At 33.2% G+C, this 16,149-nt stretch carries 10 protein-coding genes and 1 pseudogene; 1 reads left to right on the top strand and 10 read right to left on the bottom strand.

Going from position 1 to position 16,149, the window contains the following annotated elements; all coding sequences use genetic code 11:
• The coding region (locus EM932_RS18260) for a transposase (RefSeq protein WP_211344282.1) at positions 1-171 on the bottom strand (171 nt) is incomplete at its 3' end.
• 568 nt (positions 172-739) lie between these two features.
• Here EM932_RS18260 and EM932_RS18255 point away from each other — a divergent pair.
• Positions 740-892: an SsrA-binding protein gene (locus tag EM932_RS18255; protein ID WP_135878647.1), complete on the top strand. Its 153-nt coding sequence runs from the start codon at positions 740-742 to the stop codon at positions 890-892.
• A gap of 1,517 nt (positions 893-2,409) precedes the next feature.
• Here the strand turns inward: EM932_RS18255 and EM932_RS18250 are convergent.
• The 9 genes and pseudogenes from EM932_RS18250 to EM932_RS18210 form a co-directional block, all read right to left on the bottom strand.
• A pseudogene (locus tag EM932_RS18250) lies at positions 2,410-2,571 on the bottom strand (IS982 family transposase); the annotation flags it as partial.
• Between the two features lie 24 nt (positions 2,572-2,595).
• On the bottom strand, positions 2,596-4,110 hold the full coding sequence (locus EM932_RS18245; protein ID WP_211344322.1) for a hypothetical protein: 1,515 nt from the start codon (positions 4,108-4,110) through the stop codon (positions 2,596-2,598).
• Between the two features lie 3 nt (positions 4,111-4,113).
• Entirely contained in the window at positions 4,114-6,507 is a 2,394-nt protein-coding gene (locus tag EM932_RS18240; protein WP_211344321.1) for an alpha-amylase family protein, read from the bottom strand.
• A 30-nt stretch (positions 6,508-6,537) separates the two neighbouring features.
• Positions 6,538-8,421 carry a CRTAC1 family protein gene (locus tag EM932_RS18235; protein ID WP_135878645.1) on the bottom strand — a complete coding sequence of 628 codons (1,884 nt, stop codon included), beginning with the start codon at positions 8,419-8,421 and terminating at the stop codon, positions 6,538-6,540.
• A gap of 74 nt (positions 8,422-8,495) precedes the next feature.
• Positions 8,496-10,145, bottom strand: a complete 1,650-nt coding sequence (locus tag EM932_RS18230; RefSeq protein ID WP_135878644.1) for a sulfatase — start codon at positions 10,143-10,145, stop codon at positions 8,496-8,498.
• Positions 10,146-10,283: 138 nt separating this feature from the next.
• Entirely contained in the window at positions 10,284-12,374 is a 2,091-nt protein-coding gene (locus EM932_RS18225; protein ID WP_135878643.1) for a glycoside hydrolase family 127 protein, read from the bottom strand.
• Positions 12,375-12,435: 61 nt separating this feature from the next.
• A complete protein-coding gene (locus EM932_RS18220) occupies positions 12,436-13,773 on the bottom strand; it encodes a GntP family permease (RefSeq protein ID WP_135878642.1) in 1,338 nt (445 codons plus the stop codon).
• A 10-nt stretch (positions 13,774-13,783) separates the two neighbouring features.
• Positions 13,784-14,530, bottom strand: a complete 747-nt coding sequence (locus tag EM932_RS18215; RefSeq protein WP_135878641.1) for an HpcH/HpaI aldolase family protein — start codon at positions 14,528-14,530, stop codon at positions 13,784-13,786.
• 44 nt (positions 14,531-14,574) lie between these two features.
• Positions 14,575-16,140: an MFS transporter gene (locus EM932_RS18210; RefSeq protein ID WP_135878640.1), complete on the bottom strand. Its 1,566-nt coding sequence runs from the start codon at positions 16,138-16,140 to the stop codon at positions 14,575-14,577.
• Positions 16,141-16,149 lie beyond the last annotated feature (9 nt).

The following is a 16,149-nucleotide window of genomic DNA, read 5'->3' as shown; positions in this document are numbered from 1 at the left end:
TATTACACCTTTTAGGATCTGTACATCTTCCGCATCGCATATTTGTATCAAAAGGGAACGACATCGATTTTGAATGTCGCCTTTCAAAACATGATAACGATATTTTGTGCTCCAAACTATGTGAACTGATAAGCGAGATACACTGTGTCCATTTGATCGTTGTTCCGACATACTACAAAGGTAGAAATTTTTAGAAGCTAAAGCGACATGCACTAAAGTGCATAGTTTTAACTATTTTTGAGACCAATAAAATAATTATAATAAGCTGCATAATTATAAGGCATCCATATTGGGTGTCTTTTTTTATGCTTTAATGTTTTTAAAAAGATGAAACTGTCAAAAAGCATCATTTTTAAAATAATTCTTCCCTTGATAATTAAAAAAGTTCTTAAAATACCCCTACAGTTATTAAATATTGAAACAATAATGACTCTTTATAGTTATAAAACAAAACATAAATGAAGACAGTCACTTAAATATAGTAATCAATTTTATTTTTTTACTTACAAATTCATATTCAACTTCATTGATTTTCATTAAAACGTTTGGTTAACATATAGCTAAATATATATCTTCAATAAACATTGATACCAATAGTCTATTTAATAACCTTTAAAACCTAAAAACATGATAACACTTGCCAAACTTATAATTGATTTAATATTAATTATTATCTCCATTATATGAATTTCACAAAAAGTAAAACTTAGTCTAGAATAAGTTTTACTATTTTTATAAAATGCAAAAGCAAGTATTTAAATTTTTAGCTAAGGTTAACAAAATAGTTTTACCTAGTTATTCTAAAAGACGATTAGATTTAACAAAAGCTAATAAACTACAAATGGCTATTATTGGTTGGAGGTGGTTTATTACTAAAAATGCTTTAGATTGATTTAAATTTAAGATAAAATCAATTATTAATAAGTCGAATAAATATCTAAATCAAGAACTTGATCCTCATCCTCTTTTAAAGGAAAAATAGCTTTTCTGGAAATATAACTTTTAAGTTTACCAACATCTCTAAAAGCAGTGGGTTAGCAATATGAATTTGTAATATTTAAGCCAGATTTATCAGCTATCTCAAAAAAATATAAAAAGGAGGGCAAATTAGTTAGGGCTATTAAGTTTATGGTCATTTGCCCTCTTTTCATATTCAGAAATAACATTACTCTAATCTGAATACTATTTTATATAGTTTTATATTTGATTACGACCTTTTTGGTCATAGGTTCATTACTGCCTTTTATTTTTACAAAATGGTTACAAAATGCACAGGGGTTAGATTAATTAATTTCTGAGATATTTGCTCGCTCTACGGTAAAATAAAAATATATAAAACCTTTAACCTCCTAGAACAAAACCTATATTATTACACGACCTTGTTCTAGCAGTCTATTTATTTAAAGACAAGTACGAACAACTACTAATCAGAGTTCATAATTTTTCAGGACTGCTTTCTTCTGATTGGACCATTAAGTTTTTGAACTCGTTTAAACTTTTTCTATTTCCTAAAAAATGGCTGAAATTCACCCATATTTTGTTACTTTTCTTATGCGTAGCTCTGCTATGCCTTGCAAAAAGTGCCTCATCTGAATAAATTTCATCTCATTTTCGGTTAAAAACAAAAAGTTTAAACGAGTTCTTTAAATAAATACTATGAGGCAGATTATTTTTACATAATGTTGAAGACAAAATGTTTATATTGTTTGTAAAGGAGGTATTAATTTCTTTCCATATGATAGAAAGACGATTTACTACAAAAAAACATCGTAGTAATACTTTTAGATTCTTCATTATTGTGGGGCTTTAAAATTTTTTGATAAATGTAAGAATAACCGATGTGGAAATAGAAGTGGTTTTTCCGCATTTTCGATGAATAACACACTATTATCATTTTTCAGTTGAGGCAAAACCGTAAAACCTCATTTTTGTAGATTTAATACCAATTCTCATTTGAAATAACCGTAATAAAACACCCTTTTCCGCCTTCTACTTCAATAGAAAAAGAGGTAACTGAGGCTATGCTTTATTTTTATATTTTGTATAAAGCAAAAAATCATTATTTTATTTTAACGTCAGTTCGATTTAATTTTTTTATAAAAATAATATTAAACAAATGATTTTCAGGTGTTTGTATTTCGACAGAGTGAAGTATGAGCCTTTCGACTTTAGTTTATGCTGAGCGTAGTCGAAGTACTCAAGATAAACTTTCGAGAAATCTCATAAGGATGGGATTCCTCTTCAATAGCTACGCTATTATACGTTCAAGTAAAATATATTTTACTCTCCGTAGCATTCGGAATGACATAGTTTCTTTATTAAAACAATTAAACAACTGATTGTCAGGTTTTAATATATCGATCTTACGTTATTTTACAGTAATTCCAAATAAGAAATGCAATCATAAATTTCATCACATTGAACTCCTCTTGAGTTAATTATTTCAATACGTTTTCTGGATTTCTTGAATATGTACGGCTGTTCCTTGTAATTCATTTGATTTTTACGTATTGGGGTTTCTAGTTTGATATTATAACTCTGGAATAGGTTTAATTGGTATTCAGCCGATAGTATGTTTTAATCAAACCCTAACAATTAAAGAGAATAAGAATCGAGTAAATTTAGCTTACCATTTACATCTTCTATATAAAGCTCACAACTTTTAACTTTAATAAAATCTCTCAAAAAAGCTTCAAATGAAAATGATTTCAAAGGGTTAACCATATCTTTTTTAATGTCTTTAATAACATTTCCGGAAGCATCTAACAAACGTAATATTGCTCTTCCTTCTATAAACACACCGTAAGTTCCTGTGACTTTATTTAATTTCAAATCAAAAGTCATTTTATGTGTTGTTACTCCTGCTAAATTTACATTTAATATTGGAGCATTTTCAATCTTGGCTGCTCCATGAATTTCTCTATAATTAAAACTCTCATTTGGTGCTAAATCATAAAGAGGCGTCATGACTTCGGTTTCAATATAACCTTCGGATAAACCACTACAAAAAATCGCATTATTTAATCCATGATCGTATTCCAACTGTGGGTTATAAGGCTCCATAATTTTTACGAAAGCTGTATTTGTTTTCTTATTGACATAACATAACCACGAATCTGAAGCAATGATGTGAAAACCTGCCATTTGATTATAATCATACTCAACTTCGTAAATACCAGGAGCTACTTCTCCTTTCCAATTTGTTCCATGATTATAATATTTTTCAATATGCTCTGGATTATTTTTATCCAATTTAAAGCGGTTACGATTCAAGTATTGCCAACGCAAATCTGGATTTGTAGTAACTTCGAACTGCTTACCATTAGGTAATTTTAAGTTCTCATCAAAAGGTATATAGGCAACATAATTCTCCCCATCATGCATCCCCCGTTTTGTTTCTGAGACATGCTGACTAGAAATTTTAAGTCCTCTTTTTACTTTTGTTTCTCCTACATTTTTAAGTGTATGATCTATATACACCAAACTACTATGTGGTTCTATATAAAGGCTACGCGAATATTGTAATTCTTCTTCAATTTTATTTGGATAAACAAAGCCTTTGTTACCAAAAAATTTTGGAACAGGAAGTTGTTGTACACCAGATTTCACTTCTATAGTTTGATGGCCTAATTTATTTTCTCTAATAGCTACATCATATTTTGCGTCACCAATTATGGCTGGCGGAGGCCAACGTTTCCCTTTATTACCATTTTTATCAACTGAACAATTTTCGACAGGAATTGGTACTAATCTGTATCCTCCAAAATTCCTCCACTCTTTCATTTTCACTTCATCAGTGGCAGGAAACGTCTTTCCTTTTAATTTAGGATTTAACCAAAGAGAAGGTACCTCTCCTAAATTATATTCTAATATTCTACCACCGGCATCTGGTACTACTGCAAGGCTTATATATTTATTTTTAGCTATATGAACATTATTCCAACCCCAATCTTTATAATTGTTCTCAACAGAAACGGTTTTAAAATCTTGGGCAAAACAACTAATACTAAATAACACTACTAAATAGCTTAAATTAAACTTAATGGTTATTGTTTTAATGTATTTCATATAAACTTCACTTATGTTTTTAAATATATTTTCGTGCAACATCTATTATTCTTTAATTTCCAATAATAAAACACCATTTGATTTTAACTCAAATTCTGAATTCAAAACGTCTCCAGTCATTATGTTAGTAATCGTAGTTGCTTTACCATTTTTAAGACCAAGGTTTAATTTAGCATCATTTTTACCAATGTTCAATATGTTTACCAAATACCCTTTTTCATTTTTAACTACTCGCCAATAGCAACCTTTGTATGCTGTTCCGTTAGATTCAGTTAACGTAACTTCTGGTAAGGCATCCGATACTACTTCAAGTGCTTTTTGTTGTATTTCTAAAACAGTATTAGCTACATCCATAACAATTAAGTTACCCTTACCTTTTGAAAGGCTCTTACCTCGTGATTCACCATATTCATTTTTAGATAAACTGTTTTTACTATCAAGTATTACAGTACCGCCATTGTTTAGGTAGCTTTGTAACGTCTCAAACTCAGAATCTGTGACATAGTCAGTTTTAAAAACAACGATTGCATCCCATTTGCTGTTATCTTGTTTCTTAATTACTTTTTCCGTGGCATAACCTACTGGAAAACCTTCAAAATGTAGGGATTCATATAGATCAAACTGTTCTGTCATATAATGTTTTTTATTAATCGCTGAAGTTTCAGAATGAAATATTCTTATTGGTCTTCTTTGTTCACGAAGTGCAACTATTTCTTCTGAAAAGCTGTTCATGTCCATATATACTTGTGCCACTTCATTTACTGTTTGTGGTTGCATATTGGCAGAACCTGCATATGAACCTGCTAAAGCTGGGTCAAAGAAATCCAATTCACCTTCTAAACGATCTTCTGGCGAGCCATCAGGGTCTCTAGCCCAAAACCAAGAAATACCAGCATCCATGCCCTGTAAGGTTGCCAACCAAAAAACACTTCGCACATAATCGGGTGACATATTCATATCTCTCCAAGCTGAAGCAGATAAAAAGTGTGTTTCTGAATTAATGTTTATTTTATTTGGAGCCACAGATTCTAAGAAATCATATGGTAAGCTTAACTCATCCCACCAGTAAGCGTATTTTTCTTCCCATTTTTCTGGTTTAGTAGCTCGTAAATTTCTGCCACCGTAAGCTTTTCCATCATTACCAATCATTGTAGTAATATCTGTTAAAGCTTCTAAATCTATACCATGAGAACGGTAATCTTCCCTAAACATTTTTGGCATTATTTTAATGTTGGTATCTGCATCTGGGTTTGTTTCCAATAACTGATCTCTTAAAAATGTAAACCAATCGGTACTTCTATCCATATTAAAACGACACCAGTCGTACCATATAGGTTTCCCTCTTAAGGATTTTTCCATTGGTATTTCAATCTCTACTGCATTGAACTCTTTAAAATCACTTTCCCAGTTTTTATTTAGTTTTTTTATGTTATTGCTATATTTATCAGCAAGCCAATTTTGAAACTTTTTTACGGTATAAGATGAAATTGAATTCATCTCTTTATAATTCTGTGTCCAATGTCCTTTTTCTGAAAACCAATGAGGTTCATTAGATAAGATGTATCCCAATTGGGTTACTTTTTTACCTTTGGTGAGTTCTCCTGTTTTTTTCATAACATCGCTCCAAACGTCTCTCATTAAAGGATTGTCAATATCAAAACCTGTAAATAAAGATCTTCCTTTTGTAACTTCTGGTTCTTTGTCATGAATCCATTGTGGCATACCCATGTTCCAAAGAATAAGAAATCCAACATTGGTATCTGGAATTTCTGTAATCAACTCTATTTTTTCATTAAAGGTTCTATCTTCGTTTAATATAAATGGGTTAACGGCTCTATCCATATTTACCTCATAAAGCCTTTGTCCTCCGTGAAAAATTGCTCCCAAATGATCATTATAAACATTTTTATCGGTTAAAGGCGCACCAACAGTTTTAGAAAAATAATCAAAAAGAAAAACAGGTTTTCCGTTATTCTTTAACATATTATCTGCAACTTCAACATTCCCCCAATCTATTTTAGAAACAGGTCTTCTTTTTATAGTTCCATCTAAAACTTTGTTAAGTTCTGCTATCCCTTTATCCAAAATTTCAATAACTTTTCCTCTTTCAAAGTCCGGCAATTCCTCGGCATATTTAGCTTTATCTTTTTCATAAAAACTGTAATACCCAAAAAGCTTTTCAACTTCAGGCTTATGAGCTTCATCCCAATCAGCAAATTTTATAAACTCTTTAGAAAACCATAAAAGTGTTTCTTCTCTAGTAACATCTATAGATTTACTTTTAGCTTCACTCATTAAAGCCTCTAGTACTTCAATTTTCTCCAAAGCTTGTTCTTCTACAGTTAATGTTTTATTACAGCCTATTAATGCTGTAATTAATAAAAAGCTGAATAGACATTTTATCAGCATTAGCTTTTGTTTCTTTTGTTTAGTTCTCATTTGAATAGTTATTTGGTTTATTTTGAAACTCTAAATTTTACCTACTTTATAGATTTTATTAAGGCCTTCTATAAACAAGGTTTGTTTTTCTCCGTTACTCCAGGTTACCTCAACATTTTTAATATCCTCACACTTCCCTAAACCAACATGTAAATACGTATTAAAACTTTGAGAATAAGAAGAAGATGTAGCACCTACAACTCGTTTATACTGATTACCACAAGATGTAAAACTTAGTACCGCACCTACGGCGGAAGCTTTCCCAGAAGGTGAATTCCCAACATTTATCTTTACAAAGTTATTTTTAGATGTAAGATTATTGGTAAACAAGTGCCACCTTCCGCGTTCGTTACAATATATAATATCTAAATCGCCATCTTTATCATAGTCGAAAGCATCGGCTCCCATTCCTGTTACTCCCAACTCTTCTCTAAGAATACCATGATTTTTTGCACGAACAAAATTCTTACCTTCTTGATTTAAAAGTAAAATCTGTTCAATTTTTGATGCAGAATGCCCGTAGCGAACAACAAAAATATCAGTCCACCCATCATTATTAAAATCGCCAGTAGCAGTACTAGTTGTCTGCTCTATAATATCAACACTATATTTTGCACTAACATCAATAAATTTTCCTTCTTTATTTTCTAATAATTTAGCCGGTAACTCTTTTAGTTTTATGGTTTCAGGCTTTTCAATAACATTATGAATAACCGCAGCTGTTGGTGAATTAGTATGGCCAGCAATACGCCATACATTATTACCTAAATAGCCTATATATAACCCTTTAACCTTGGTATCTTCAGGAAAACCTTTTGCTTCTTCTTGAGTTAAGGTAAAATCATGATGCCCATGATTATCCTTTGTTCGTTCATATAGCTTTTTATTGATACCAATAAAGACATCAAAATGTGGGTTAGCCATTTGTAAATTCTCTAAGTTAAAATCACCTTCAATTTTAAGCTCGTGCTTAAAAGCTTTTCTCCTATGAAAAAAGTAAAAAGTTTTAGTTTCTTCATTATAATCACTTTCAGAATCAAAAGGGTGTTTAGAACGTGTTAAAAACAAATCAAAATCACCATCATTGTCAAAATCAATTTCAGAAATACTATTTACTAAATTAGTGTTCGTTAAATCACCTAAAACGTCTTTCGTAACATCTGTAAAACCTAATCCTTCATTTCCTTGAGCAGCAATAAGCTTATCCCCTCCATAAAAAAGAAAATCTTTAATATTATCATTATTGAAATCCGTTAAGGTAGTTCGCATATTAAAACGATCGGCATATGGCAAAAAATCTACAAATGAAAAATCCTGGTCTTCATCTCTTTGATATAAAAAATGTGCTCTATCAATTTTATTATTTGGTGGAAATGCAGATAGAATCAAATCAAGTTCACTATTATTATCAGCATCAAAGAATTTAACTGCTCGTCCTCTACTAGCTTCAAAATGCTTGAATTCGTTTTCTTTGCTTATCGACCTATCAAGGTTTACTGTATACGCTCTTAACCTTCTTGGATTTTTACCGTCTCCTCCCCCAGGTTGTACTAGAATATCTACTAAGCCATCAAAATTATAATCTCCAATTGCAATCCCATGAGTATCTCCAAAAATAAAAGGCTTCCCTTTTTGATACGTTCCTTTGTTATTCCAAAACAATTCTACGCGTCTAGAATGTTCTGTTAACAGTAAATCTAAATACCCATCTTGATCAAGATCTGCTATAACGGCATTATCAAACTTTCTTCTCGACCGTTTTTCTAGAGGTATAACTTCTTCGTTTTCAGAAAAAGTCAGTTCAGTACCTGACTCTAAACCTGTCTGAGCTGCACAACTGTTAAAGCTTAAAACTGCATTTAAGAATAAAAAACACAGCGCAGATAAAATATTAAATGGCTTTATATGATACATAATTCTATTCGATGAATATAGAAATTAAAAAGGGCTTGCTTATCTTGTTGATAAAACCCATAGAATAAAACTACCTAGTTTGGAAGACTTCCTTTCCAACCTTTATTAAATTGAGCAATAAGTGTCTTAACGACTTCAGGATTATCTTTTGCTACATTTTTAGTTTCTGCAGGATCATTTTTATGATCGAACAGTTCTACAAATAGAGGTTCACTTTCTGGGTTTTTATAGTCTTTCCAGATAATAATTCTATATCTTTCTGTACGCATTGCATACCCCATTACATTATTTTCAAACAGGTTTCTGTCCCATTTGTCTCCTTGTTGTTTTTTAATGCGTTCTTCTACTTCTTCAATTAATGGCCCAAAATAGGTTTCGCGCATACCTTGAGATAATGGATTTGCAGCCCATTCTCTCAATGCTGGATTTGGAAATTGACTGAATGCCGCTTTTTTCCATGGTGTATTGGGTTTACTCAATAAAGTTTTAAAACTTTTTCCTTCTAAATGTTCTGGTAAATCTATTTCAGCCAAATCACATAGAGTTGGATACATATCCACCAATTCAACCAAAGCATCTGTTTTTTTGCCACGAACTTCCTTGGTCATATCTGGTGTCCAAACTATTAAAGGCACTCTGGTTGCAATTTCATAATTTGTGGCTTTCCCCCAAATACCCATATCTCCTAAGTGCCATCCGTGATCACTCCACAGCATAATTATGGTATTATCTCTTAGACCTGCTTCATCAAGTGCATCTATCATTTTACCTATTTGTGCATCTACGTAGCTAATACATGCTAGATAAGCATGCTTTAGGGTTCTTGCCATTTCATCATCTATAGGTCCTTTTTTTGGAATTCCATAACGAGCACGTAATTCAAAAGATGGATGTAAACCCATTGCTGCGCCGTTTTCTGGTCCCTCAGTTTGTTCTGCTAACTTAATTTTAGCTGGGTCGTACATGTCCCAATATTTTTTTGGAGCCATCCAATTTAAATGTGGCTTCTTCATACCCATACCCAAAAAGAAAGGTTTATCTGGATTTTTCTCCTGCATATCTTTTAGTGTTGCAATGGCTAATTCAGCATTGTAACCATCTTCGTAGAAATAATCTGGAACATCTGCCTTTTCGTAAGCGGGCCCTTTACCTAAACCGTTTCTAGGTGCATTTTTGCCATATTTCGCAATCACTTCTTCTGTTGCCTTTTTTGAAAAAGCTTGATTCTCTGGGAGTGCATATCCTCCTGGTGTTTTACTCTTTTCAACCGTCATTTTATCATAGGCTGGTTTTCTACTCCATGACAAATTTAGATCAGCAAAACCTGGTTTGTGATAAATCTTACCTGTATGTGTGGTTTCGTAACCATTATTTTTAAAGTGCTGAGCAAGTGTTATAATATCAGGGTTTGCATCTCTGAAATAGGTAAAGTTCTCAATTACATTAATTGTTTCCGGTCTTGCTCCAGTCATTAAACTAGCACGAGAAGGGCTGCAAATAGGCTCTTGACAATAGGCTTTGTTAAACAGCAAACCATCTGCTGCCAAAGCATCTATATTAGGGGTAACAGCTATTTCTGATCCATAAGCCCCTATTTCTGGTCTTAAGTCATCCACAGCTAAAAATAAAATGTTTGGTTTTTTCTTTTCTTCTTTCGGTTTTTCTGTGTTTTTGCATCCAAATGCAATAAGTACAGCGAATAGAAAATAATAAGCTTTCATCATAGTTATGATATTTATACAACGTAATTAATTTGCTAAGTTTAGAAAAATTACTTCAAAAACATTAGCCATTAATAACATATAATATAACGAATTTACCCTATTTGTAATCCAAACAATTTTAGGTTAGAATTAAATCTATTAATTCCAAATAATTGGCAAAAATACCGTCATCTCTTTATCTCCTCTGTTACTCCAAGTAAAGTATGGAACAAATTGGGTTTTATAAGATTCAAATTTGGGTTTTTGAACTTCATTGTACATACCTTTCAAATTATCCTTTCGGATAAGCACTTCGCCTTCTATAGCCATAATACCTCCTAAAAGACTTGGTTTGTATATGGCTTCCAGCATTTTATCAGATGATAAATAGGCATCAAAAATGTTGGCGTTTTTGGGTAAATCTACAGATTCCAGACAATACACAACAGGCCCTCTTTTAAGTGCTACTTGATTGCGAACTTCTTCAATTCTAGGGTGCCCTTCCACAAATTTAATGTCCATAGGCATATCTATTAAAATTATATCACTTTTTTTCCATTGGCGCTCAATAACCGCAAAGCTTCCTGCTTCAATTTTTTCAATAGGATTATTGTTTACCATGACTTTTGTTCCCTTAGCCCAATCTGGTATACGTAATAAAATTTCAAAGGGGTCTTTTTTACATGCTTCAATAGTTATTTTAACCTGCCCTTCCCATGGATAATTTGTTTCTTGTTTCAGTTTAATTTTTGAATCATCCAGTAATCTGGTATCTAATTTATTACCACCATAAAGATTAACGGAAATACCGTTAGAAGATTTACTATATGCCCAGGCAGGCGATTTTGCAATAGTTCTTACCAAATTTGGTGGACAACAAAAACAATTTAGATAAGGCTGTCTTTGGGGAAACTCGGTATTCATTTTTTTATAGTTCAAAGCCCCTTCAATTTTTCTTAGCGGATTAGAATAATAATAGTGCTTTCCATCCAGACTTATCCCAGAAAGTGCACTATTATAAAGCACCAATTCCATAATATCTGCATATTTTGCTTCGCCTTTTATACCTAACATACGATTGCTGAACATAGAATTACAAATGTTTGCGCAGGTTTCATTATAGGCAGTTAAATTCGGCATTTGATATTCTGCCATAAACCCCTCTTCGATATTATCTTTCCTAGAGGACCTTCCAAAATGTGTTTGTCCTAAGGCTCCCGTGATGTACATTTTTTTGTGTACTACATTATCCCAAAGCCTATCGAGCGCATCAATCAAAGCCTGTTCACCAGTTTCTGCATAAACATCGGCAGCTCCCGCGTAATAATATAGTGCTAAAACTGCATGACCAACGGCCTCACTTTCTTTTCTTAAAGGAATGCGCTCTTGTACCATATCTCCAACAGAATATTCTTTTGTAATATTATTCCTAATAATTTTAGTTTTACCTCGCATATTTATAAATATCTCAGCGAGTTCCAAATACCTATTGTCTTTCGTAGTCCGGTAAAGTTCAACCAATCCCATAATCTGGGTTTGATTAAAGCCAAACCGTTTTAAATGTTGGGGTTGGGGTTGGAACAACTTGTACAGCATATTAGCATGCTTCATAGCTATCTCTAAAAAATTGGTTTTGCCCGTTACACGATGATGTATAACGGCACTGGTTAATAAATGTCCACTATTATAAAGCTCATGATTTTTTCTATTTTCGAAAGGTTCCAAATCTTCCCTAATGATAATTGAAGTTGACAAATAACCATCTGGCTGTTGTGCTTTTGCTATAACTTTAATTATTTCATCTAATTCTTTTATGATTTTTTCATCCTTATTAACACCATATAAATAAACAGATGCTTCCATCCATTTATAAAAGTCCCCATCATGCCATGCAAATCCCTTGTGCTTGCCCTCCTTTAAGCCTGCCGCTATTTTGAAATTGTTATACGCATGACCAATATCGCCCTTTAAAATGGATCCCATGTGCGGAATCATCACCTGTTCAGCTTCTTTCCATTTGTCACCCCAAAAACCGTCTGTCCAACTACAATCGCCAATATCTATACTTTTCAGTTTTACATTTGGACTATTTATAGTGTTAATGACACCTCGTCCGACGATTTCTATATTTTTTACATAAGTATTTACTTTTGAATCAACGGCATCTGCACTCCGCTTTTGACTTTGAACACTCTTACATGACAGAAATAAAATGAAACCACAACAAATGGTAATCATTAACTTTTTCATAATTAAAAAATTTTTAGTTTTAGTGAAATCCGAATAGATTAAATTAATGAAAAATAATCATTTACAGACCAAATAATAACAAAATAAAAACTCCTACTAAACCCGATAGCCCCATCACCAAAGATTGCACAGTAAATGTGCGATACAATACTTTGGGAGGCACTTCATGCAGCCGATTAAGCAGCCAGAAAAAACTAGAATTGGCATGGAATACACAAAACGAACCACAACCAATTAGGGCTGCTACCATTTCAGGTGATATAGGTAAACTATCTACCATTGGTCCCAGCATTGATGCGCTTCCTACTAACGACACAGTTATTGAACCTGTGGATGTTGTTAAAATTGCCGCAACAATAAAGGGTAATAAAATACCTAAGAATGGAAATTGAGAAAATACTGTAACTATTTGATCTTGTATTCCAGTTTCGCGAATAACATAACCCAATGAACCTCCAGCACCCGTTATCATGATAACTAATGCCGATTTTACTATCGCTTGTTCTACCAATCTATTCGTAGTGCCTCTTTTATCTTTTGATTTAATTTGAAAAACGGCAATAACAGCTCCTATTAAAACCGCTACTAAGGGAATTGTACAAAAGTTGAAAATTTGGGTTAGGACGTTTTCTGTTTCAAAAGACAGAAAAGATCCCAATCCAATTAAAATAATGGGAGCAAGTATTGGTAAAATATCATAAAATAAATTTCCTTTTTGAAAATTTGTCTTGTTATCATACCTATTTTCTGAACCTATTGTTGTTTTCTTAAGTTTTTCATCATATTTAAGCCAAGTTTTTTTAACAAAAAACAATACCCAAAATATACCACCTGTCATTGCAAAAATTGCCACTATAAGATTGACGGTAAGCATTCTTCCGATATCTAAACCAAGTGATTCAGCAACAGCCAATGGACCTGGTGTTGGAGGTATTAATGTATGAGCGACCGTTAATCCAGCGGTTAATGATAAACCAATAAATAAAACAGGACGTTTACTTTTTACGGAAAGCGATTCTACAACGGGTTGTAGCAAAATGTATGCAACATCAACAAATACTGGAATGGAAACCACATACCCCGTAAACCCCATGGCCCAAGGCAACTTTTTTTCACCCAGCCATTTTATGATGCGGTTTGCTATTCGAAACGCACCCCCTGTTTCTTGAAGTACTTCTCCTATAAAAGCCCCAAGAATAATGATGATGGCAATACCACGTAATGTACCACTAAAACCTTCTAATAATACCTGCACACTTTTCTCTCCACCCATTCCCAACGCTAAAGCCAGTACCAGGGCTGTAAGAATCAGGGCTATAAAGGGATGTACTTTCCATTTTGAAATGGAAAATATCAATATTAAAAGAAAGAATAACAGTATGGAAAGGCTTAACACCATAAGCTAGTGTTTATTCTCTTACCTTATCTACAATATTTTTGCAAGCATCAAAATAAATTCCAACATCCACAGCATAAGAAATATATTTTACGCCTAAATCTATCCATTGTTTTGCAGATTCTGGACTCTCCACAAATGTACCAACCACTTTTCCTAGAGGGGCCGCTTTTTCAACAATTTCCTTCATTTGAGAAATTACTTTTGGATGGTTTACTTGTCCTGGAACACCACAAGATTGGGACATATCATAAGGTCCAATAAAAATGACGTCAATGCCATCTACTCGGAGTATTTCATCAATATTATTGAAAGCAATATTCCCTTCAATGTGAATAATAGTTCCCGTTGTTTTATTAGCATTACCAAAGTAATTTTCTTTTGGCATAGAAGCATAGTCTGCTGCTCTTACATATCTGCAAACACCTCTTGCTCCTTCTGGAAAGAATTTTGCTGCTTTTACCACACGTCTTGCATCATCAGCAGTTTCAATTTGCGGCACTTGCACATATTCTGCGCCAATATCAAGTGCCTTAGAAATCATATTCTCATTGATTTCTGGAACTCGTATTACTGGAACAATACCTTTTGCTTGTGCCGCTCTCACATGATTTTGAACTGTTTGAATAGTATTTGGACCATGTTCCAAATCTATAATCACAAAATCGAAACCAGCAAATGCAGCAACTTCAACTAAAGCAGGATCACTTACTTTCATAAATGGGCCTACTACAAATTCTTTATTATCAAATAAACTCATATTAGTTCTTTTATTTTATGCTTGCTAAGCTAGCAAGTTCTTTTTTATTTCTTTTGAAATTTTTCTTGGATTTCTTCAATGGTTAAACCTTTGGTCTCAACTAGATATTTAAATAGAATAATTAAACCAATACCAACAATTATAGCGTAGACTAACAAGGTTGTACTGATACCAAACTTATCGAGTTGCCATGGAAAAAACTGCTGTACTAGCATACTTACAATACTGGTAATAAGGGTAATTGCAGGAATTGCAATTCCTCTGATAGAAATTGGAAATATTTCTGAAAAGAGGACCCACATTACCGGACCAACGGAAAAATGGAAAGCCGCAATAAAACTTAATATTGCAAAGAAAATAAGCATGGCATTTAAAGAAGCAGACTTCTGAATCAATAGCCCAGAAAAATCTCTTGCATCGTCTTCTCCCAAAGTGTCCTTAAGAGCACTTTTAAATTCAGCATCACTTTTATATTCTACTCCAACTATCGCATTGAGTCTTTGAGAATTTGGTATTTCAGTCATTTCTACTACTGCTTCTTGACTTACAGTATAACGCGCTTGGCTGAAACCATAAGAACATAAGCCCAAACTAGCCACAATCCAAACCATTCCCCAAATAATTAATGGTCTTCTTCCTAATTTATCTACAAGTAATAATCCCAAAACAGTAAATATTACACTAGTCAATCCAATCCAAATGGCTTGTAAAAACGAAGCATCACTACCAATTCCTAATTGTTCAATTACGGTTTGTGCATAAAACAAAATCGCATTAATTCCAGTCGCTTGTTGTGCAATAGCAATAGTAAGTGCAATGATTAGTGTAACCCGCATAGGTTTACCCATAATTTCCTTGAACTGTGCTCTTAACGAACGATCGTCTGAGCTTTTATTTAAACTTTCTTGCATATCTGTAATATGATGCTCAACTTCATTTTCAGGAATTAACTTTCGCAACGTTGTTTTTGCCTCATCTATTCTATTTTGAAACACCAACCATGACGGGCTTCTAGGTACCAAGAATAATAGTCCTAACCATATAACAGCTGGCAATATTTCTGTTCCAAGCATCCAGCGCCATGTATTTGTATCGAGTCCCCACTCTGATACCCAGTCTGCACCAGAAGCTACTAAATCGACAATTAAATAGTTAATGAAATATGCTGCCGAGAGGCCAATTACAATATTTATTTGTATCATGGAAACTAGCTTCCCACGATACTTTTGTGGTGCAATCTCCCCAATATACATGGATGCTAAAGAAATAGAAGTAAAGGCCAAACCACCCAAGAAACGCGCAATAACGAGCATAATATAACTCGGTGCGAATGCCGAAGATACCGCCGATACGATGTATAAAATGGCAATAATTTGAATGGCTCTTTTACGTCCAAACCTATTACTAACCCAACCGGCGAAGAGTAACGCTAGTAAAACACCCCAAGCAGGAGCACTTACAACTGTACCTAACTCTAAAGAAGATAGTGCAAATTCTTTTGAAATAAATTTGGTTGTTCCTGAAATTAAAGCAGCGTCTAATCCAAACAGAAATCCTCCCATGGCCACAATTGTGGCATATGTAAATGCATTTTTTTTGTAAGAACCCATATATCTTAT

The organism is Flavivirga rizhaonensis, assembly GCF_004791695.1.
GTDB lineage: Bacteria > Bacteroidota > Bacteroidia > Flavobacteriales > Flavobacteriaceae > Flavivirga > Flavivirga rizhaonensis.
The sequence above is the reverse complement of the archived record's forward strand: the minus strand, read 5'-3'. Positions and strand labels throughout refer to the sequence as shown.

Excerpts from the sequence above, each read along its gene's own strand:
- EM932_RS18255 (WP_135878647.1), top strand. The coding sequence starts at position 740 with ATGCAAAAGCAAGTATTTAAATTTTTAGCTAAGGTTAACAAAATAGTT.
- EM932_RS18245 (WP_211344322.1), bottom strand. The coding sequence starts at position 4,110 with ATGTTGCACGAAAATATATTTAAAAACATAAGTGAAGTTTATATGAAA.
- EM932_RS18240 (WP_211344321.1), bottom strand. The coding sequence starts at position 6,507 with ATGAGAACTAAACAAAAGAAACAAAAGCTAATGCTGATAAAATGTCTA.
- EM932_RS18235 (WP_135878645.1), bottom strand. The coding sequence starts at position 8,421 with ATGTATCATATAAAGCCATTTAATATTTTATCTGCGCTGTGTTTTTTA.
- EM932_RS18230 (WP_135878644.1), bottom strand. The coding sequence starts at position 10,145 with ATGATGAAAGCTTATTATTTTCTATTCGCTGTACTTATTGCATTTGGA.
- EM932_RS18225 (WP_135878643.1), bottom strand. The coding sequence starts at position 12,374 with ATGAAAAAGTTAATGATTACCATTTGTTGTGGTTTCATTTTATTTCTG.
- EM932_RS18220 (WP_135878642.1), bottom strand. The coding sequence starts at position 13,773 with ATGGTGTTAAGCCTTTCCATACTGTTATTCTTTCTTTTAATATTGATA.
- EM932_RS18215 (WP_135878641.1), bottom strand. The coding sequence starts at position 14,530 with ATGAGTTTATTTGATAATAAAGAATTTGTAGTAGGCCCATTTATGAAA.
- EM932_RS18210 (WP_135878640.1), bottom strand. The coding sequence starts at position 16,140 with ATGGGTTCTTACAAAAAAAATGCATTTACATATGCCACAATTGTGGCC.